We start from the raw sequence: 23724 nt of genomic DNA on the forward strand, positions 1-23724 counted from the left end.
AATACAATATCGCTGAGTTCTGAAAAGATAATTTTTTAATCGAACCGCAGAGACGCAGAGAACACAGAGAGATAAGAAATAGAGATTTTTAGAAATGATTTAGGAGTGCTATATACTTATCTAAATTTGCGGTTTATGACAAATAATACAAGCAGTCTCGGAGGCTTTTTTTACTTCCAGATCGCGGTTAATATCATATATATTAATTTCTGTGAATCCCACTTTTTCCAGAGCTATTTTAACCTCTGCTGCGGAATAAGCTTTTAAGAAAAAGCTTCTATCTAAACGTTGCCAGTTGCCATTTATCAATTCAAATCTAGTAGTATCTTTTCGACCTATTTTGATATTTTGATCGTAGCTCCATATATCAACCCAAACATTATCATCTTTTACACCTCCACCAGACTCATTATTTTTCCAATTTGATTCACACAATTCTTCCAGATATAATTCAAAGGCAAATATACCATTTTCTAGCAAGGCATCATACACGTTTTGGAATGCATTCTCTAATTCTTCAGTGCTAAGGATATAATTCAGAACAACATCTGTCGAAATAACTGCATGAAAAGTTGGTGGTAATTTAAAATAACGGGCATCATCTAGAATAAACTCAGCATTTGGTGCATTCTCACGAGCAATATTAAGCATTGCTTCAGAGCTATCAAGCCCAGTTACTTGATAACCTCTTTTTATTAGCCGTTGGGCAACTTGTCCTGTACCGCAACCGAGGTCAAAAATATGCGCTTCTTCTGGAATATTTTTGAGGATTAATTTATCTATACACTCCAGCACTATGTCGTGGCGTTCTAGTGGGCTTTTTAAGTCGTAGATAGAAGCGATCGCATCATGATTAGTATTGCGTTCTTGGGAAGGTATCAAGTATTCATCCTCCTTGAAATTAAATTTATTTCTAGTTTTAAAATTCTTATTTATCAACCATTTCTGCCATTGCTACAACAACTTTACGAGAACCTATATATGGATTTCTCCCGTGGGCAGTTAGCATATTATCTAACATCAAAATATCGTTTTTTTGCCAAGTAAAGCTAGTCTGAGACTGCTGATAAACTTCATTTATTTCTGCAATAACTGAGTCTTCTATAGGAGTACCGTCTCCGTAATAAACATTACGTGGTAGCTTTTTATCTCCAAAGGTAGACAATAAAGATTCTCGAACTTCTGCATCTAAGTACGCTATATGGTGTAACTGAATTTGATTAAAGAATACAGACTCACTCGTTTTTGGATGTACTGCTAAAGCCGGACGAATTTGGCGCGTAATCAGACTGTTATTATCATACCATTGAAAATCAATTTTAGTCCGACGACAATAATTTTCTACAGTAGATTTATCGTCGGTACGGAAGAACTTTTGCCAGCTTACATCCAGACCATTTGTGTAGTGACGGACATACATTAATTGTTTTCTATCTAATCTTTCTCGCAGCTTGGGATTAATTATTTTGTAGGCTTTACGACAGTCTATAATCGGCGTTTCTCCACCTTGTTGTGCTGGTTGCACGCAGAAAAACCAAATTTTCAGAGGCCACTGATTTAAATGAGAGCTTTCATTATGGAAAAGGATTGCTTTATCAGATGGATAAGGCGTAGAACCATAAACTTTACCACCTTCTCCAGTCCGAGGTAAATCACCATAATCACCAAATAAGTCGGGAGAAATTGCTTGAGCAAAACTTTCAAATTCTGAAACTGACTCTACATTAAAACCTCGGAACAATATTGCTCCATGCTTTAATAATTCTGTTTGGAGAAACTCATGATTAGTTTTAGCCCAAGCTATCAAATCAATATCGTCGGTAGTAGGCTGAATTACGAGAGGAAATGTTTGCCCTGGTTGGAAATAATTAGTTTTTACCAATCTTTCTGGTAATAAGCTAATAGCCTGTGGAATAATACCGATTAACTTTTTCTGATTAAAAGCTCTGCGCTCTTTTTTTTGTGTAGCTTGTTGTTTTATTTCAGCTTCGGTAAGCATTTCTAAGCTACCAATTCGAGCATCAGGTTGTGAAATTATACTGTTAATAAGTGTCTGGAAGTGACCAGTCATGCGGGTGATAGTTGTGGCATCAAATAAGTCAGAGTTGTATTGCCACTTACCTAAAATTCCTTGCTCTGTTTCTGTAACAAATAGGGCTAAATCAAACCTAGCTACTTTGTGTTCAATTTCCAACAAACTTAAGGTCAGTCCTGTTAATTCTAAAGGTGGCATGGGCGCATTTTGGAGGACAAATAATACCTGAAATAATGGCGGAGTGTTGCTTAAATTCCGCTCAGGTTGTAGAGCTTTTACTAATTCCTCAAAAGGTAAGTCTTGATGAGCATAAGCTCCTAATGATATTTGACGCACTCGCCCAAGCAAGTCCCGAAAACTTGGATTCCCACTCAAGTCGGTGCGTAAGACAAGCAGATTCACAAAGAAACCAATCAATAATTCAGTTTCAGCTAAGTTACGGTTAGCAACATCAGTGCCAACAACAATGTCATCTTGATTTGTGTAGCGTTGTAGCAACACCTGAAATGTTGCTAGCAAGGTCATAAATAAGGTGACACCCTGCTTGCGTGAGAGGGTTTGCAGTGCTAAGTAATCTTGAGAAGAAATTACAAAAGATTGAGAACCACCCCTATGGGTTTTAATGTCTGCGCGTGGACGATCTGATAATTGCATTACAGGGAGGTTGTTACCTAATTGTTGCTTCCAGTAGGCGAGTTGAGTTTCCAGTACCTCTCCTTGTAACCACTGTCTTTGCCAAACAGCAAAGTCTACATACTGGATGGGTAATTCTGGAAGTGGAGAGGGTTTACCACTACAAAAAGCTTGGTAAAGTGCTGTCACCTCACGCACTAACACACCAATTGACCAACCATCAGAGGCAATGTGGTGCATGGTCACTAGCACTATATGTTCTTGTTCACTAAGGTGCAGTAATTTCACCCGCAGTAGAAGGTCACTTTTGAGGTCAAAGGTTTGTTGCGCCTCGACCAATGCCAGTTGTTTGACAGTAGTATCTTGTTGCACAAAAGGTAACTCACTCAGGTCGATTACTGACAAGGGTAGTGCTGTGAGTGGTGAGATGATTGCCACGGGTCGCCCTTGTACTGTGTTGAAATTAGTTCGCAAAGCTTCGTGGCGGCATAGAATTTCGTTAAAACTCTTCTGTAGTGCTGTTAAGTTCAACTGCCCCTCTAAGCGAATAGCAGTAGGCATATTGTATGAAGGGCTTTTTGGATCTAACTGGGTAAGAAACCATAGTCTCTGTTGGGCAAAAGATAGCGGTAACTCTTGTGAGCGTGAAATCCGCTCAATGTTTGCTGTTTCGAGTCCATTGCCTGCCTTTGTGGCTTTTTCAATGTCCTTAGCTAGCCCTGCTATTGTGGGCTTCTCAAACAGGCGACGTAAGGGAAGCTCTACCTGAAAAACTTGCCGCACTAGGGAAATTACACGAGTAGCTAGAAGAGAGTGCCCGCCTAATTCAAAGAAGTTATTGTGAATGCCTACTTTATCAAGATCGAGAACATCTACCCAGATTCCGGTTAGTATCTCCTCAACGGGGGTAGAAGGAGCCACAAAGATGTCTTCCAACTCAACCGTAAGACCAGATGCTGACAGCGATCGCCTGTCCACTTTACCATTAGGTGTCAGTGGCAGTGCCTCTAGTGTTACAAAAGCCGAGGGAACCATATACTCAGGCAGTTTCTCCTGTAGAAAACGGCGTAGCTGTGGCACCAGATCGCGAGTCCATTTTGGCTTCAAAGGATTATTGGCATAAAAAGTCCAAGGTTTGGGGCGAACTGTTTCACCAGGGAAAGAAGGAACTATTTTTTGAAAATCCGCTAACTGAACCGTCGGGCATCGTGTTAGTATCACATCGTAACTGCCATCCGCGATCGCATCTGTCCAGCTAATGTCGATGGTGTATGGCAATTCCTGGTTCAAAGCCCACAGGTCTTCGGGATTTACTTGAGATCCAGTAACGACTGACCGTAGGGCTTGCCGTATGTCTTCTACTGTCTCAGTTAGAGAATCACTGGCGAGCAACTCTAGTGTTTTGATTTCTGCTAACAGACGTGCATTCGGTACACGTCGTAGTCCGAGCATATCGGGTTTAGTTAACTGTAGCAACTGGCGGATAGAAGTTAGTGTTAACTCTTGTTCCTGCCAATCCAGCCACGGGAACTCCTTAGCGGAATCCACTTCAGCTTGAATATGGAGAATCACATCATAGCGGAACTTAGTCAGCTCGTTGTGATGATGACCACGCTTAGGATAAATGCGAACATGACTGATTTGTGGAAGATGTTGCTTCAGAGCTATGAAGAATGCCGGATCAATGACCAGTTCTTGCTCTTTTTCAAGGCTTTGTTTTACACGCTGGCGCAGCTGGGTTTTGGAGAGCAAGGCGGGGGCTTGATACAGCTGAACCGAGGCATGGAAAGCCTCTAGAAGTGGCAAACTACGTACATCTCCAACAAAGATAAAGCCTCCAGGTTCCACAGAAGCTACAGCGCCTTCTAATACCTGAAGCAGATAGTTGATATTAGGAAAGTACTGTACTACAGAGTTGAGGATGACTGCGTTAAACGCTTCCGCCTCGAACCCCTGAAAGTTGTCTGCCTCTCTCTGGCAAAGAGTAACTTGTGTCAGAGGTTGTGCCTGTAACCTTAATTGCTGCTGAATATAGTCTATAACTGACTGTGAGAAGTCTGTGCCCCAGTATTGGGTACAGTGAGAAGCGATTCGGAACAGCAGTAAACCAGTACCACATCCAATCTCCAGTACACGGGTGGGTTTAAAATTAAGGATGCGCTCTACTGTATGCTCCACCCACTCGTGCATCTGTTGAGTGGGAATAGGCTGACCTGTATAGCTACTATTCCAACCAAGCAAATTCAATGTTGGTTCTTGATCGGGAGAGCTTTGGCTATAATTTTCATCCCAAACGCTTTTCCACTGGGAAATCTGCTCGTCATAACTCGGTGTCCCCGCTCCTAACTCGTCTAGATTCTGGGATTGTAAATTTGGAACTATATATGCAATCAAGCGCTTGTTGTCTGGTTGGCTTTCTTGCACCAAAACTACAGCTTGTTGCACTTCTGGGTTTTGGCTCAACAACGTTTCAATCTCTCCGAGTTCAATGCGGAAACCCCGAACCTTTACTTGATGATCGATCCGCCCTAAGTATTCAAGAGTCCCATCTAGTCGATAGCGAACTAAGTCCCCAGTTTTGTATAACCGGGAAGTTGAAGCGTTGTTAAAGGGGTTAGGGATAAATTTCTGTACTGTGAGTTCTGGTTGATTAAGATAACCAAGAGCCAGTCCTAGACCACCGATGTGTAGTTCACCCGGAACCCCTACGGGAACCGGGTGCAGGTTTTCGTCTAAAATATAAAATTCTGTGTTGGCAATCGGACGGCCAATGGAAATGATCCCATCTCTACCCTCTACGTTATTTGTAGCCTCTACCTGATGGGCAGCTGACCAGATAGTAGTTTCTGTTGGCCCGTATAAATTCCAGAGTTCAGTAGTTCGTTCGAGCAACTGATTGGCTAGTTCGCGATCGAGGGCTTCACCGCCGCAGAGGACTTTTAGTGACCAACGACCTCGCCACCCAGCGGCTAGAAGCAGTCGCCAAGTAGCTGGTGTGGCTTGGATGACAGTGATACCAGAAGATATTAGCCTTTCTAATAATTGAGTTCCGTCAACAGCGACTTCCCGGCTGACCACTATCAAACGAGCACCTACAATCAGTGGTAGGTAAATTTCTAGTGCTGCAATATCAAAAGATAATGTTGTGACTGATAGGAGAATATCTTCCTGGGTCAGTCTGATGTTAAGGCGCATGGCACTTAAGAAGTTAACCAACGCTCGGTGTGGAACTTGCACTCCTTTGGGTTTGCCAGTTGAGCCGGAGGTGTAAATCACATAGGCTAAATCTTTAGTAGTTACCTGGCTAATCGGATGACAATTGCTTTGTTGAACAATCTTCTGCCAGTCTGTATCAAGGTATACTACTTTTGCTTGATGTTTCGGTAAAATCTCCATCAACTTCTGTTGAGTCAGTAGTACCGACACTTGAGCATCTTCTAGCATGAATGCTAAACGCTCGTGCGGATAGGCTGGATCGAGAGGAACATAAGCACCACCTGCTTTGAGGATGCCTAACAATCCAACCACCATATCGAGCGATCGCTCCACGCAAATACCTACCAACACTTCTGGTACTACACCCAACCCTTGTAAATATTGTGCTAGCTGATTGGCACGAACATTCAATTCCTGATAAGTAAGTTGTTGGTCTTCAAAAACGACTGCTATGGAATTTGGTGTTTGTTCTACCTGAGTCTCAAATAACTGATGAATACAACTAGAGGGATAATCAGCCGATGTTTGATTCCAATCCACCAGCAGTTGCTGTTGTTCTGTTGCAGTCAAGATTGGCAAGTCAGATAGACACCGATCGGGATTGGCGACAATTCCTTCTAGTAGTATCTGGAAATGTCCCTGCATCCGGTTAATTGTGGCAGCATCAAACAAATCGCTGTTGTACTCGAACACGCTCATCAACCCTTGTTCGGTTTCCGTCAAAAACACGGTTATATCAAACATGGCTGTTTCGGTTTCTACTTCCATCGGACTCAGGATCACTCCTGGAAGCTTTAAAACCTCCATTGGGGCATTTTGCAAAATTAACATCACCTGAAACAGAGGTGTGTGGCTTAAATTCCGCTGTGGCTGTAGCTCTTCTACAAGCTGCTCGAAGGGCAAATCTTGATGAGCATAAGCATCTAGTGTAACCTCCCGAACTCGCCGCAGTAATTCTTTGAAACTCGGATTTTCCGACAGGTCAGTACGTAATACAAGAGTATTGACAAAAAAGCCGATTAATGGCTCTATCTCACTGCGATTGCGATTAGCAATGGGAGAGCCGATCAAAATATCTGCTTGATTTGTGTAGCGATACAGCAATGTTTTGAACGCCGCCAGCAGAGTCATAAATAGGGTAACTGCTTCCCGGCGTGAAAAAGACTTGAGTGCTTCGGTCAGAACTTTGGAAATTTGCCACGACTGTTTTCTTCCCCTAAAGGTTTGAATGGCTGGTCGAGGGCGATCGGTAGGAAGTTGCAGAATGGGTAAGTTTCCGCCTAACTGCTGTTTCCAGTAAGCCATTTGGGATAACTGTATTTCTGTTTGTAGCCACTGTCGCTGCCAAATAGCAAAGTCTGCATATTGAATAGTCAGATTGGGCAGTGATGAGGGCTTGTCGCCAGAGAATGATTTGTAAAGTGCAGCTACTTCCCGAACAATCACGCCTGCCGACCAGCCATCGGCGACAATATGATGTATTGTGAACACCAATATATGTTCTTCCTCCTCTAATCGCAACAGAGAAGTTCGTAGCAATGCATCTTGAGTCAAGTCAAAAGACTGTCGCGCTTGTGAGCTAGCCAGTCGCCGAACCTCAACTTCTCGTTCTTCTTGTGACAATTCCCCCAAATCTATAATCGGTAGCTTTATATTCAGCGCCGAAGCAATTTTTTGGACGGGTTGCCCATCTACATCCGTGAAGCTCGTCCGCAAGACCTCATGGCGTCGCACAATTTCATTGATGCTTTGCTCCAGTGCTGCTACGTTGAGCGAACCTTTTAATAGTACAGATCGGGATATGTTGTAAAAAGGATTACCTGGTTCCATCTGGTTGAGGAACCACAGCCGCTGTTGAGCAAACGACAGTGGCAACTCACCCTCCCGTTTTACCTGATTGATAAGTGTAGTTGCTGAGTTCTGTCCCCTCCTCATTGCCGTTTCAATCAGTTCCGCAAGTCCGGCTATTGTCGGTGTTTCAAACAAACTACGTAACCGCATCTCTACTTGGAAAGCTTCGCGCACTTGGGAAACAACCTGTGTAGCTAGTAAGGAGTGTCCCCCCAAATCAAAAAAGTTATTGTGGATGCCCACACGTTCAATACCAAGCAGCCCAATCCAAATTCCCGCTAGTACTTCTTCAACTGGCGTGCGAGGAGTTGCCAAACTGGTTTCTAATTCAGGACGCACGGGATTAAGTTCTCGCAACGCCTGACGATCTACCTTGCCGTTGGAAGTTAATGGTAATGCTTTGAGGATGACAAAGGCTGAAGGTAGCATATACTCAGGCAGTTGCTCGCGAACATAGCCGCGCAGTTCATTGATAAAACAAGGCGATTCTTCGGAAGGTACAACAAAAGCTACCAGATATTTCTGCCCAGACTCTGATTCTCTAGCTAAAACTACAACCTCTTGCACATTAGAATGTTGATTTAATACGGCTTCAATTTCGCCCAGTTCGATGCGGAAGCCCCGAATTTTAACTTGGTTGTCGATACGACCAAGAAATTCAATCGTACCGTTTGGCAAATAACGACCTAAGTCACCAGTTTTATAAAGTCGCGCTCCCGGTATGTCGCTGTAGAGATGGGGAATAAACTTTAAAGCTGTTTGGTCGGGCTGATTGAGATAGCATCGAGCCAGACCTGCACCACCGATGTAGATTTCGCCCTTGACTCCTATGGGAGCTAGTTTGTGGTGTTCTTCTAAAATATATACTTGAGTGTTAGCAATTGACCGACCGAGGGGGACTGTTGCTGCCAAATGACGCTCCACCTGCCCAGGGACAATCTCTAGGGTACACACACCTACACAAGCTTCTGTGGGGCCGTAGTGATTGAAGATTAGGCAGTCTGGGGCATATTCTTGAATCTGCTCAATCAACTGCCAACTAGCAACCTCACCACCCAGGATCAATCGCTGATTGGGTAAAATTAACTTAGCCCAAGAAGATGCCAAAAGAGAGGCTAGGTGAGAGGGAACAATTTTAAGACAGTCGATCGGATGTTTTTGACAATATTCTGCCAAAGCTGCTGAGTCAGTAGCACGCTGATATGATATCAAATGCAGACATCCTCCTGTACAAAGAGCAGGGAAGATAACGGTGTTACCCAAGTCCGCAGCCAAGGTGGAAACAGTGGCAAAATTGATCCCGGCTGGCAGGTTTAGTCTATCTATAATGGCATTGACGTAATTAAGAAGTTGTTGATGTGCGATCGCAACTCCCTTCGGTTTACCTGTAGAACCAGAGGTAAATAGCACATAGACTAGATTCTCAAGTGTAGCTGTACAGATGGGATTCTCATCTTTATTTTGAGCAATAACTTCCCAGTCTGTATCTAAACAGATTACCCTAGCTGCATCTGTTGGCAAAATATTTAGCCAGCACTGTTGTGTCAAGATGATATCTGCGTGAATTTTTTGTAAACGCAAGTCTAGACTTCCCTGTGGCAAAGTTGGATCTAGCGGTAAGTATGCGCCACCAGCTTTGAGGATTCCTAATAATCCAATTATCATTTCTAGCGATCGCTCTATGCAAAGTCCAACTACAACTTCCGCCTTAACTCCTTGTTGCTGCAAGTAGTGAGCCAGTTGATTGACTTTTCTGTTCAATTGTGCATAAGTTAGTTGTTCGTTTTCAAAGACAACAGCAATCTTATCAGGTGTTTTTTGTGCTTGTTCTTCAAACAGTTGGTGAATACATTTAGTTTGTGGATAATCGCGCTGATTATTATTCACCTCACACAGCAGTTGTTGTCTCTCGATTTGACCGAGAACCTCTAACTCACTGATTGTCGCATCTGGATTAGCGATCGCACTAGCTATCAAAGTCTGAAATTGCTCTATCAAGCGTTTAATGTCTTCTGCCTGGAATACGCTAGAGTCGTAGTGCAATGCTGCTGTTAATGCATCATCTTGATGCAGACAAGAAAGTTTTAATTTGAACCGCTCAATACAGGTATACTGCTGATAAATGGTAAACGATACATCAGCAGCTACATATTTAGCTGGCTGTTCCTCAAATTCAAAGCAAAGCGGAAAGAAGCGTAAGGTATTTGGTATTAATCCTGCTATCTGTTCCCAGTTAAAATAATCTTGTATTTTATCTAATTGCTGAATAATCTCTTTATTCTTATATATAAAATCTTGGATTTTGGATTCTATTTCTATATTAATACGTAACGGTAAAATTTTAGCACACAACCCAATTACTGTGTCTAACTCTTGATATTTTCTCCCTGCAAAAGCCATGCCTATTGTCAGGTTATCTTGCTTGGCTAACCGCCAAATCAACACCTGCCAACAAGCTAATAAAAACTCAGATTTTGAAGTATCTTGATATTGAGTTAGGATATCAATTTGTTTTATTAATTCAGGAGCGATTGCAAAACTTTGCATTTGGGGTTTAAATATTAATTCGTCAATCTTTTGCTTTTCAAAAGGAAGTTTTAATCCTTGCAAATTCAACGAAATATCTTGTTTTTGCCAATAGTCTCTACCAGCTTCTGTCTCTGCTCCTTCCAATAATTCATTTTGCCATTCAGCAAGGTCTGCATATTGCAATGGTTCGTTATCTAATTCTTCCCCCTGTAACCAGTCTGCATAAGACTGACTAATTTCTTGCACCAAAATTTTCAGTGTCGCATTATCTGCACAAAGCGCTGGTAAGCTCAAAATTAATACATATTTGGATGCCGCTAAAGTCACTAAAGATAGCTGCAAAGGAGAATCCTGTACCAAGTCAAAAGGCTGTTGACTGACTTGATGAAATAATGCTGTCAGCGAGTCTTCCTGTTCTTGGGATGTCAAACTGCTCAAATCATAAACTCTATCCAAACTGATTTTCTGCTTCCCAATTACCTGTAATGGAATAGTCATTCCAGCTAAAGAATGAAAGTTGGTACGGAGGATTTCATAGCGATTAATAATTTTTTCTAAGACTAATTTCAAGATATTGACATCTAAATCTCCCTCAATCAAAATAGCACACTGAGAACGATAGGGAAGATTGTCAATTTCTTGTAATTGCCACAGATGTTTTTGCTGGGGTGAGAGTCGAAAACCTTGCATTTCCTCTAACATTGTGATTCTCTATATTTGGCACTAAATATCTTAATTACTGGAAGCATCCCAATTTGGAAAAAATATACGTAACTGACGAAAAACCCCTTTTTAATTTTCTTCCCTTTGTGTCCTTTGCGGTTCGTTTTTTATCCTTTAGAGTAAGTCACAATCCCGTATGTAAATTAAACTTACACCTGAAGGGATGCTCCCTAATTACTAAATTCTTCAGCCATTCCTACTACGACCTTTCGCGCACCTAAAAATGGCATTCTTCCATGTGCTGTGAGCATATTATCGAGCATTAAAATATCTCCAGCTTGCCACGGAAAAATAATCATTTCTTGTTGGTAAGCAGAGCGAATTTCATCTAGCACAGCAGGTTCAATTGCTGAACCATCACCATAATAAGTATTGTGAGGCAAATCTGATTCTGTGAACTCTGCTAATAATGGCTCACGGATGCTTGCTTCCAAAGTTGAGACATGAAAGAAGGCAGCGTGATTAAACCACACTAATTCATTTGTTTGTGGGTGTGTAGCAACCGCCTGACGAACTTGACGGGTTCTCAAGCGATTACCCTCTTTCCACTCGGACTCAATGCCATTGCTACGACAAAATGCTTCTACCTCAGCTGGATTGGTTGTTTGAAAAACTGTTTGCCAAGGTAAGCCAAAGCCGTCGCCAAAGTTACGAACGTACATGACTCCTTTTTGACTGAAGCGATCGCAAATCCTACCATCAATCCGTTGCAACAATTTGCGAGTATCTGCAATTGGTGTTTCTCCTCCTTGTTGTGCAGGTTGGATGCAAAAAAAGAAAATCTTTAAAGGCCAGGTTTTGGCGTAAGAAAGCTCGCTGTGCAGAAAAATACTGGAGTTGGCAGGATAATCAGTTGAAGTATAAATATTACCTTGGATTGGGCTGCGTGGTGAAGAGCGATCGCGATATTCCAGCAACTCTCCAGTCACGCTTTTGATAAACTGCTCAAACTCCAGATAGTTCTTCACCTGAAAATTCCGAAACAAGATTCCCCCATGCTTAAATAGATAATTTGTAATCAACTCCCGATTACTCGCCACCCAAGCAACTAAATTCACTCCATCTACAGTGGGTTTAATAAGCAAAGGAAGAGAATTTTTCGTTACTAAAGGTGCTATTTTAATCAATTCGGCTGGCGAAACATTGACACCTTGCCGTCTAACCCCTCTTAATGAGTTCAGACTGAGTTTTGCGTATTCTGAAATTTCCATAATTTGTCTTTTAGACTTCTGATTATTTACCCATTACTATTTGTTTTCAAGATTGGCAGTTAAATCAGTTCCTTGCTTACTTGGTAAATCAACTTCAGGTAATTTTATACCTAGCTCTTCTAGTGAATTTACACCAAGTGTTTCTAAAACAAATGGGTGTAATGTATTATTTTCAATAATGTTGCTACCTTCATTATTATTTCCTTTATAAGTAATTACTAGATTATGGTAAAAGTGCATAGCAACAATATGTTTATCAAAATAAGATGGAGAGTAGCCAGGATTCAAAAACTCTTGATAGTTTAAACCATCCGTTAATCTTTTGTACATAGCCATTATGGTGTGAGATGCGTTTAAATCAATGCTGCCACCAACGTTCACATGATTGGACAGGAAAACACTTTTTTCACTTAGGCTTGACCATTTGTCTCCCAGGCTTGGCCAATAAGATATATGAGTATTTTCTTCTGCATAAATACCATTATCTTTAAGTAAGGGAAAGAGAATATTAAATGTTTTTATGCGATGCTCATTTACTGAGCTACCATCAACAATTATAATATCCATTTTCCCTATTTTATCTATAACTCCTTCTAAGAAATTTTTATCCTCTTGACTACCTTGAAATATTTCAATCCTGCTGGACTCTAATAACTTTTTGTCTACGATATCAATACCGTAAATCATACTGTTTGGGAAATAGCTTCTCCACATTCTTAAAGAATCGCCTCCAGCTTTTGGGTCATCGTAACCGCCTATACCAATCTCAAGTATCTTTAGTTTTTTCAGCTTCAATGGAGCAAAATGGTTTTGGTAATGTTGAGCGAATCGATGAGTCTCACTCCATTTAGCATCGTTATATAGAGACGACAATTTTATTAAATTATTGCGGTAAATTAATTTTTTGAAATTGCGAAGTAAATTCTTGAATAACTGGATTAAATTCATTAACACTACTCCAATAGTTTTAAATTTGTATTTTGGTATTTTTATGCTATGGAAATAGACTTGCGTTTAGTCATTTTAAGCTTTTCTAAGGAAGTGCATTCAAGTTCTTGTTCTTTAATTTGCTGTTGTTCTTTATCAGAGATAATGAGAATTTCAGCTAACTCATTCAGTCTGATGTCTGGTTGTTCAATAATGTTGCATAGAAGTATTTCAAAATCTTTAATCATTCGCGTAATAGTGATGGCATCAAACAATTCTGTTTTGTACTCCAATGAACCTTTAAAACCTTCTATACTTTCCCAAATGCTAAATTTCAAATCAAACTTGGATGTGCCGCTATCAACCTCTAAAGGATGTAGAGTTAGCTCTGGAAGCTCTATAGATGGAATGGGAGCATTTTGCAGAATAAACATCACTTGGAAAAGCGGATTGTGGCTTAAGTCCCTCTCCGGTTGTAATTCTTCAACTAACTTTTCAAAGGGCAATTCTTGATGAGCGTAAGCGCCCAAAGCCACTTCGCGGACTCGCGCTAACAACGTCCGAAAACTCGGATTACCCGATAAATTGGTACGCAGCACGAGGGTATTGATAAAAAATCCTATTAGCCCTTGAGTTTCTGCTCTAGTGCGACCTGCAACAGGCGAACCAACTAAAATTTCTTGTTGGTTTGTATAGCAATATAATAACGTCTTAAATACTGCGATGAGTGTCATAAATTGAGTAACACCCTCTCGCTGATTTAATTCTTTTACTGCTTCACTTAGAGCTTTAGGAAATGCTAGAAATTGCTTTTTCCCAGTGAAGGTTTGTATAGTTGGTCGTGGTCTGTCTGTAGTCAGTTGCAGTACTGATAGATTACCGCTTAACTGCTGTTTCCAGTAATCAAGTTGAGCATGAAGAATCCCTCCTTGCAGCCATTTTCTCTGCCAATCAGCAAAGTCTGCGTACTGGATAGGAAGTTCAGGAAGTGTTAAAGGTAAGCTATGAGAAATAGCTTGGTAAACCTCTGCTAGTTCTTGAATTAGAATACCAATAGACCAACCATCCGCAATAATGTGGTGCATGGTCAAGAGCAATATATGCTCCTCTGGTTTTAGATACAGAAGTTGAACTCGCAGTAGTGGCGGCTGTGATAAATCAAAGGGTTTTTGCGCTAACTCGGTGGCGACATGCAAAGCTTCATCCACAGTTGCTTCTGGTAATTCCCAAACTGGTAGTGTCAACTTCACATTTGGGGTAATCACCTGAACTGGTCGCCCTTTGACATCTGAAAAGCTAGTTCGCAAGGCTTCATGACGCTGCACAACTTCGTTAAGACTTTGTTCTAATATTGCCCGATGCAGCTTTCCAGTTAAACATACTGCAATGGGAACATTGTAGAAGGGGTTATGAGGTTCTAATTGGTTAAGGAACCATAAACGTTCTTGGGACAGACATAGGGGTAGTTCTTGATTCCGAGGAATTGGCTGTAACGGTGGTTCTGAAGGTTTTGTCGTTGTTAATTGAGGAAGTATTTGCATTGCCAGCAGAAGTACACTAACATCTTGGAAAAAATCTTCGATGGATATTGTTACCCCAAAGTCTACCTGAATGCGATTTTTTAAATCGAAGACTATTAAGGAATCTAGTCCCAAGGTATTTAGTGATTGTTCTGGCTTCACTTGGGAAACTGCAACTTTTAATATCTGAGCAATTTGTTTTTGTAAGTAAGATATCAGCAATGGTAGGCGTGCATCTGGTGCTGTTGCCATAATTGCTTCACGACTCAGATTCGTTTCATTCTCAAGGTCATCTGCACTATCCAAAATACTTTGGCTGATAACTTCCAGCTTGTTAGCCAAAAAATTAGCTTTTGTTGCTCGGCGTTGAATTTTGCCGCTAGAAGTCTTGGGAATACTACCTGGTTTGATTAGTACTACTGCATATACTTGCACATCATATACTTCTGCGATCGCCTGACGAATTGTGGCAGTAACTTCTTCAAAATTGGGTTTGGCGCGAAACTCCAGTTCCTGTACCACTACTAGCCGTTCTTCATGGGCAACTTCTACTGCAAAAGCTGCACAGCTACCTAACCGCAATGATGAATGACTGCGTTCTGTAGTTAGTTCAATGTCTTGTGGGTAAAGATTACGACCTCTGATGATAATCAAATCTTTGGCTCTACCTGTAATGAAGAGTTCTCCATTGTGCAAAAAGCCTAAGTCACCAGTCCGTAAAAATGGCCCTGATGCTGTATCCTGAAGATAGGCGTGGAATATTTGCTCTGTCTCTTCTTGGCGATGCCAATAACCTTGTCCAACACTAGGGCCTGATACCCAAATTTCTCCAACTTCGTCAGGTTGACAACGGGTAAGAGTATCTGGGTGTGCGATCGCAATTTGTTGTTGTGGTAAAGTTTGACCACAACCTACAAAACTTTGAATATCTTCGCTCTCAGTATTTGCTTCAACAACCTGGTTTCTAGAAAGTGCCGACTTTACAACTGTTTTACAAGGAGGTGAAACTTTCTTAATCCCGCCAGAAATCATTAGGGTTGCTTCTGCCATCCCGTAACAGGGGTAAAATGCTTCAGGACGAAAGCCACACTCTGCAAAAGCATCTGCAAACCGTTCTAATGTATCTTGGCGGATGGGTTCAGCCCCATTAAAAGCAACACTCCAACTACTTAAATCAAGGGTTTGTTTTTGTTCAGGGGTAATCTTTTGAATGCACAATTCATAAGCAAAGTTAGGACTACCACTAGTAGTACCTTTGTAGTGAGAAATTGCTTGCAACCAGCGATAAGGTCGTTGTAAAAAAGCCGTTGGGGACATCAAGATGCAAGGAAATCCCCCATACAAAGGTTGTAAAATGCCACCAATCAACCCCATATCATGATAAACAGGTAGCCAGGAAACAAATTTACTACTAGGAGAATGTTCCATAATTTGGTAAGTCATGGCGGCGTTGTGGAGCAAATTGCCGTGACTGAGCATGACTCCCTTTGGTGTTCCTGTAGAACCTGATGTATATTGCAGAAAAGCTAAGGTATCTGGATTGATTTTAGGTTGTTGCCAACCATCTTCTAGACCTGGTGCTATATCGTCTGTAGTCAACCACTTAAGTCTTTCTAGGTTTGTTTGTTGTGCCAATATGGATTGCAATGTCGGCAGCATCGCTGTTGTAGTCAGAGCAATGCTAGGTTGTGCATCTGTCGTAATTGCGCTTATCCTGGGTGTTTTGCGTTGATTGCGAGGTGGATAAGCCGGAACTGCAACCACTCCAGCGTACAGACAACCAAAAAAAGCAGTTAAGTAATCTAGTCCAGGTGGATAGAGTAATAAGGCTCGTTCCCCATTTAAGTTTAAAGCTTGTAGTTGAGATGCGATCGCCCAAGAGCGCCGATGGAGTTGTTGATAAGTCAGTGTTGATTGTTGAGTTTCTCCATCTTCAAGGAAGGTGAAAGCAATTGTATCTGGCTGCGTCAAGCTTCTTTGATGCAGAAGATCAACAACCGTCAAGTTACGATCAATTTCTTTAAAGTCCTTGATTTGTATAGCCATTTGACTTTCCAGACCTAAATACACTTTTGCTTAAAAACTGCTGCGACATACTCAAAAAATAATTCGTAATGACGCTCTCTACTAGATGCTATTGCAAATATTACTTGAATAATTTCTAAAAACTTTATTGATATCTTTTTGCAACTACTTTGCTTACTTTAGAGGAGAGCATCACTTTATGCAACTAGCAATTGATAGTTAATACTTATAGATTTTAGTCGTAAGCATTAGATTTTTTGGAAAATGCCCCTATTTTCCTGAGATTATAGGACTAGCCTTTCAAGGTGACTCGAAAAATTTCTTTTTTCTCTCCGTGTTCTCTGCGCCTCTGCGGTTTAAGAGTAATTTATTTAACCGCAGAGGCATAGAGAAGCCAGTGCGCCCTTGCGGTTCCCCGACTTGTAGCAACTGGTGCGACACAGAGATAAGAGATAATAAAGGGATTTTTTAAGCAAAATTTTTACCCACCTTGAAAGGGCTAGTCCTAGATTAAGCTGATTTCCGGTAGGCGATCGCACGCAGCAAGTTACCAGTTTTTAACCGGGCAGAATACAGACCATAACAGAGACAAGGTACTTCAAAACCTGGATTTTTTTAATCCACCTCCGCAAACTACCCTTTTCCTGAAGGAGACACTACACGAATGTTTGTGTCGCCGCGTTCACACAGTGTCCCACAGGAAATTCTATTCACTGAAAAATTGATAAAGAGTCTCAAATATCTTGCGAGAGATTCTCACTTTACTTTATGACTAAAATAGTTTAATTTCAGATTTAAAGTGAAAAACTTTTCTATTAAGCTCTAACGCACTAGTCGACCGTGAGGATCTGAATTGGAATGAAACTGAAAAAATTGCTTCCCTACCTGTTATTAACAAGCTCTTTGAATGTCTTGATCGCAACTACTGCCAGAAGTGAAGAAGTAGGGATAGGTGTATCAGAGCATCCGAAATCAACTCCAACAGATGCTAATTCCAATCAATCATTCACCGTCGAACCCATCAAAGAGATTCAGCGAATCAGTGAACTAGTACATCCTGCCAAAAGTGCAGAGATACTTCGACAAGCGCCACAACTCAGTCAAGGGGATGCAACAAAAATCGTCCCGGTGAGTTCAGTTAAGGCTAATCCCACTGCTAAGGGTGTGGAAGTAATTTTACAGACTTCCCTTGGTGAAAAATTACAACTGGTAAATCGCAGTTCGGGCAATAATTTTATCACTGACATTCCCAACGCCCAACTACGTCTAGCTAATGGCGATGCATTCACATTTCGCTCGGAACGGCCAGTTGCAGGGATTAACGAAATCACGGTGACAAACTTTGATGCCAATACTATCCGAGTAACGGTGATTGGTGATGCGAGTGTACCTGCTGTAGAGTTGTTTGACAGTCCTGACGAGGGTTTGATTTTTAGTGTGGCTAGTACAGCTTCTTCCACGTCGCAGGGACAACAAACGCAAACCCCACAAAAGCCTGAACCAAGACAAACTGAGCCAAATCAACCTTCTGCGCCGAGTAATGAGCCGATTGAAATAGTAGTGACGGGTGAACAAGATGGATATAGTGCACCGGAAGCATCAACTGGAACCAGAACCGACACTCCACTGCGCGATATTCCTCAGTCCATTCAGGTGATTCCCCAACAAGTGATCAAGGATCAGGGAATCACGCGGATTTCAGATGCTGTTCGCAATGTCTCTGGTGCAGCAATCCAATCAGGCTATGGCAACCTCATTGGCGATGTTAACCTGCGCGGTTTTACAAGTAATGTATTAAGAGATGGATTTATAACTGCGCCTTTCTTTACTGATGGTGCGAATATTGACCGAGTGGAAGTGTTGAAAGGCCCAGCATCAGTGTTGTACGGGCAGGCTGCACCGGGAGGTATAGTAAATTACATCACAAAACAACCCTTGAACGAACCCTACTATTCAGCTGAGTTTACCGTGGGCAGCTACGATTTTTACAAGCCTACACTCGATCTGTCAGGGCCACTGACTGGAGACAAACGATTGTTGTATCGGTTGAATATTTCCAATGAAGATTCTCGCAGTTATCGGGATTTCATTGACAATAGAATTTTCTTTATATCTCCAGCTTTCACTTACAAGATTAGTGATGCGACAACCCTAAACTTCGCCTATGAATATCTTGATGCAAAGCTTGGGTTCGACCGAGGCTTTTCGCCTTTTCCCGCCTTTTCTAACTTGCCCAGAAATCGTAATTTGGGCGACACTAATGATTATCAAATTATTCAAGTGCATCGTTTCAATGTAACACTAGACCAACAGTTAAGTGATAATTTACGACTGAGGAGTGGATTTACTGGGCGATTTGAGTACTTAGATGGTGCATATGCTAATTTTTATAGTGACGTAGACGCAGATGGTCGAACTTTAGACCGTAGTTTAGGGGGGGGTGTAAGTTATAACGATAGTTTAACGCTGCAAACAGATTTGATTGGTAAATTCAAAACGGGTTCTATCGCTCACCAACTGCTGTTTGGGTTTGAATTGAATCGAGCGACTAGTCGGAATATAGGCATAAGCTTAACTAATGATGAGTTTCCTTCAATAGACATTTTTAATCCGATTAATAGCTCGCTTCCTCCATATGTTTTAGATACTGCTGGGCCAGCTTCAGTCCAGAATACGGAGGGAATTTATCTACAAGACCAAGTGACATTACTGCCAAATCTGAAATTGCTTCTAGGTGGCAGATACGACTTTATCAACAACAACGCCGTTTCTACCGTTTTTTACGATGAAGCCTTTTCCCCGCGTGTGGGGATTGTTTATCAACCGATAGAACCGATCTCGCTGTATGCCAGTTACAGTAAGTCGTTTGAACCAAACGATGCCCAGAGAGTAAACGGTTCGTTCATAGATCCTTCTCACAGTACACAGTATGAGGTGGGCGTTAAAGCTGAACTTTTTGATAAACGACTTTCCGCAACGTTAGCCGCCTATGACATTACCAAAACCAACATTGCTACCGTAGATCCTCAAAATCCGAATTATTCAATTCCCGTTGGAGAGGTTAAAAGTCGAGGTATCGAACTAGATATTGCCGGACAGATTTCACCTGGTTGGAAAGTGATAGCTTCTGGTTATTTAAATGATGCCTATGTCAGCGAAGATACTGATTCCACAATCATAGGTCAGCGTTTTGCAAATGCACCCTATCATGGCGCTAGTCTGTGGACAACCTACGAAATTCAACGCGGTGATTTGCAAGGATTACAGTTTGGTGCGGGGTTGTTTTTTGTAGGCTCGCGCATTGCTAATCAGTCAGATGATCCCTATACCCTTCCTTCCTATGTCAGAACCGATGCTTCGATCTCTTACAAACGCGATCGCTGGCGAGCGGCGCTCAACTTTAAGAACATTTTCAATACCAATTATTCCGAAACAAACGGCTACCTAATCTTCCCCCAAGCACCGTTTACACTTCAGGGCACAATTTCAGTGAGTTTTTGACCCCGCCCTTTCCCTCCCCTTGTAAAGGCGTGTATGCACAAGTCCTAAAACTCTTGCCTGCTAGGATATAAGCCTTATTAGACAAGGTTTTGAATTGATCGAGTTGATTATCAATAGTGTCAGATTATTGATATAGGTACAATGGCAAATTAAAGATTTTAAAAATAATTTTCCGTTCTTTTCTGTCCATTTGATTCCCAACTCGACTTGTGTGTACACCGTAGCAATACATCGGAGGAATTGAAAGGAGTAAAAATCAAACCTGAAGTTGTGCAAAGAAGCGTATAGTTATGAACTATAAAAAACTACGTAACTTCGTATTTACTCTGCACCGCTACATTGGTTTAGCGGTGGGATTAATTGCAATTATTGTCGGCTTGACTGGTAGTTTATTGGTCTTCCACTCAGAAATTGACAACTTTGATCAGCACCTCCAATCTGGTATCATTACACCTCAAGGAAAACAACTACCAGTTGAGGTTGTGTTAAACAATGTCAAAAAGATATATGCCGATCAACTAGGTGTAAAATTCCAGAGGTTTTACCTACCCACAAAGCCCAATGAGTCGATGACTGTCATCCTGAAAACAAAGGAAATTGACTGGCTCCCAATCTACGTTAACCCATATACAGGAGCAATTCTCAACTCGAAGACAAGCTTAATCCAAAAGATGTTTTTTGACGTTATCTATCCACTGCACTATGCCCTTTTAGGGGGTGACATTGGACTTAAGTTTGTTGGCGTTATTGGGTTATTGATCACCGTCTTGAGCATTACAGGTATTCTCCTCTGGCCAGGTTGGCGCAGGTTAATTTCCGGCTTCAAAATTAAGTGGAATGCCCATCCCAAGCGAGTTAACTTTGATATTCACAAAGTTGCTGGCTTTATTACAGTAGTATTTCTAATATTTACATTTTTTACGGGGTTTTGCTGGAATTTCTCTGAGTTTGTTAACCCCATAATCTATGCTATTACCTTCAGCAAGCCGCAACCCAATCTGGTATCTGTTCCCATTGCGGGAAAGTCTCCACTAGGACTTACAGACCAATTAAAAACGGCTCAAGCTGCTTTACCAGATGCATCGCTGTCGAGAATTTACTTTCCAGGTCAACCAGAAGAAATCTTAGCGTTTAGCTTTAAGCTAAAGGAAGACTATAGCGATGTTTCTCTTGACCAATACAGCGGTAAGGTTCTACAAGTGAGTAGTTCTTTAAAGGTGTCATTAGGCGATCGCATCCTCAATTCCTTTAGTCCCCTGCACTACGGTACATTTGGTGGTTTATCCACCCGAATTCTCTACGTGTTTGTTGGCTTTTCACCCTTGATTTTATTTATCACTGGCTTTGTCATGTACCGACATCGCTACCAGGAAAAATCTGTCCGCCACAATTAGGTAATAGAACTATCAAATAACCGTCAAACTTAATTGACCGGAAAAAGCAGTCAAAAATCTCATAAATCTTTTTGAAGGATAATGCATAAGCTTAATTCAAAAATAACTCATACTTTCCATATATTTTTTTATAGTTAACGGTATTTGTAGTTGAAATAAAGAAAGTGGCAAAAAGCAAAAGGGTTTTAGCCCAGTTTATCTTTATTTATATAGTTTGGTTTTATTGTGCCAACCTACTTACTAACAAGAATATCAATCAGAGCCTAAGAGAAAATTTTGATATCTTTCACAAAAACTTTTTTCTTCCAATGAGAAGAATAGACTTTCCGAATCTGTATCCTAATATTTTGTCAAATATTCTGGATAGAGGAACCATAAATTTATCCCAAATAGTAATTTGTTTTATGGTCGCTTGACTTTGTTTAAGAATAAGTTTGTTACCCAAACTAGCTAGTAAACCTATGCAATCTAAATAGCCAAGCTTGATGATTTCTATATCATCTGGTAAGACCGCCTTTAGTGTTGATGTACTGTAGCGATGGTAATGACCAACGGCTGAATCAAAAGGAGTAAATAACCATTGGTGGGCTGGACTTAAAATAATTAAGTTTCCATTAATCTTGAGATGTTGAAAAGCTTTTATAACTTCTTCTTTATCATTGTCAATATGCTCTAAAACATCTATATATAGAATTGAATCAAATAGTTGCTCTTTGTTCAATAAATCAATTGTTCCGTTAAGGACAGAACAGTTAGTTATACCATTTATATTAATCGAGTATTTTAGAGAATTTAAAAGCATAGTATCTGGCTCTAAACATAACCAAGTTCTATAATCAGAATGACAAAGTAAATGCGTATTGGTTCCTATTCCTGCCCCAACTTCTAAGACATCACCTTTAATGTATTCTTTTAGTAAGATTCTTACATAGTTTTTCCAATTCGTAGCTTGTGCAAACAGAACTAACTCTGTCCCAATATATGTGAAGTAACTCATGGCTTTAATTGAAAAAAGGCATCAACATAATATTTATAGTCACGAACTGGAATAAAATTGTAATGATTGCGTGATGATAGAATTATCATACTAAAAACAGTTCCAGTTAAAATAAGTTGTACTAGAAAAAGAATTAAAAAACTACAAACGTAGGTAGCCCAACCTGGTATTGCCCAATCTGTAGAAACTCTAATTATAAAAACTGAACATAAGATTAGTAAACAAAGAATTAATAAAATTATAATAATTAATAATAGTTTAGTTCCGACAATATCTCCGTTCACTGCAATAGAACTCAAACCATGAGTTACAAGCGAGACTAAATTCATTTTAGGTTGTCCAGCTAGTCGTTTTGCGCGAGGTACATTTACTTCAAGATAGGGAATTCGAGAACGATAAATTCCTGATGAGTAATGATTCCAAATTTCTGATATTACTACTACATTTTTTACTAAAGAAGCTGGTAATAAACTGAAATTACCGACGCTAATTTCAGTTCCCACTAGAAGTTTATAAAGATTTTTGTAAATGAAATAGAAAAACTTAAACGTACAATTTTCAGAGCGCTTACTACGTCGAGCAAATATTATTTTATTGTTACCTGTTTGATCTGATATATTCAGGAGATGCTCTATCTCAAAGGGATTGTCTTCTCCATCACCGTCCATCACAACAACAAAATCGCAGTTAAAGTTCTTATATACATAGCACAAACCAACTGCTATAGCTCGCTGATGACCAACGTTGCGGCGAAGTCGAAGGATGTTAACCGCTTGAATGTGATGATGTTCTTGATGATTCAATGATTCAGGAATAGATATTGTTGAAAAATCATCAACAATAACAACTTCTATATAAGTTCCTTCAGGAAGAGAAATATTATCAATGAGTTGTAAAAGCTTTTCTAATGCCAGCCAGTCATTAAATGAAGGAATGACAATTACTAAATTTCTCCGATTTTTTAAGTTATTATTGAGTAACTGTTTATGACGAAAAAATTCATGTTTTTGAGCCAATCTTAGCATATATATTAGCTTTTGTGAGTATAGCTGAATCTAAAATATTTTAAATAAAAATAAAAGACCCTAGCTTTCTTGCCAAACTTAATTCAATTTCTCGACTTTTGATAAATTCACAGAAAAATAAAATTAATAAAAGGAAG

At 40.5% G+C, this 23724-nt stretch carries 9 protein-coding genes; 2 read left to right on the forward strand and 7 right to left on the reverse strand.

Translation table 11 applies throughout. The features are described from left to right. Positions 1-120: 120 nt before the first annotated feature. From GTQ43_RS02195 to GTQ43_RS02215, 5 genes are all read right to left on the reverse strand, one after another. Positions 121-882, reverse strand: a complete 762-nt coding sequence (locus tag GTQ43_RS02195; RefSeq protein WP_265270280.1) for a class I SAM-dependent methyltransferase — start codon at positions 880-882, stop codon at positions 121-123. Between the two features lie 46 nt (positions 883-928). After that, positions 929-10966: a non-ribosomal peptide synthetase gene (locus GTQ43_RS02200; RefSeq protein ID WP_265270281.1), complete on the reverse strand. Its 10038-nt coding sequence runs from the start codon at positions 10964-10966 to the stop codon at positions 929-931. 191 nt (positions 10967-11157) lie between these two features. Continuing rightward, the gene (locus GTQ43_RS02205; protein ID WP_265270282.1) at positions 11158-12198 is read right to left on the reverse strand and encodes a TauD/TfdA family dioxygenase; all 1041 of its coding nucleotides are present in this window, start codon (positions 12196-12198) and stop codon (positions 11158-11160) included. Between the two features lie 36 nt (positions 12199-12234). Continuing rightward, on the reverse strand, positions 12235-13146 hold the full coding sequence (locus tag GTQ43_RS02210) for a hypothetical protein (protein ID WP_265270284.1): 912 nt from the start codon (positions 13144-13146) through the stop codon (positions 12235-12237). A 41-nt stretch (positions 13147-13187) separates the two neighbouring features. Further along, on the reverse strand, positions 13188-16691 hold the full coding sequence (locus GTQ43_RS02215; protein ID WP_321162368.1) for a condensation domain-containing protein: 3504 nt from the start codon (positions 16689-16691) through the stop codon (positions 13188-13190). 837 nt (positions 16692-17528) lie between these two features. Between GTQ43_RS02215 and GTQ43_RS02220 the strand changes: the two genes are divergently transcribed. After that, positions 17529-20171 carry a TonB-dependent siderophore receptor gene (locus GTQ43_RS02220; protein WP_265270286.1) on the forward strand — a complete coding sequence of 881 codons (2643 nt, stop codon included), beginning with the start codon at positions 17529-17531 and terminating at the stop codon, positions 20169-20171. Between the two features lie 290 nt (positions 20172-20461). Continuing rightward, positions 20462-21565 (forward strand): PepSY-associated TM helix domain-containing protein, encoded by a 1104-nt coding sequence (locus GTQ43_RS02225; protein WP_265270288.1) that lies wholly within the window; start codon positions 20462-20464, stop codon positions 21563-21565. A gap of 286 nt (positions 21566-21851) precedes the next feature. On the opposite strand, the gene GTQ43_RS02230 is transcribed toward GTQ43_RS02225, so the two are convergent. Beyond that, positions 21852-22562 (reverse strand): class I SAM-dependent methyltransferase, encoded by a 711-nt coding sequence (locus GTQ43_RS02230; protein WP_265270290.1) that lies wholly within the window; start codon positions 22560-22562, stop codon positions 21852-21854. After that, complete coding sequence (locus GTQ43_RS02235; protein WP_265270292.1) at positions 22559-23587, reverse strand: glycosyltransferase; 1029 nt, start codon at positions 23585-23587, stop codon at positions 22559-22561. The genes GTQ43_RS02230 and GTQ43_RS02235 overlap by 4 nt, the downstream gene beginning before the upstream one ends. Positions 23588-23724: the final 137 nt, after the last annotated feature.

The organism is Nostoc sp. KVJ3 (assembly GCF_026127265.1).
Taxonomy (GTDB): Bacteria; Cyanobacteriota; Cyanobacteriia; order Cyanobacteriales; family Nostocaceae; genus Nostoc.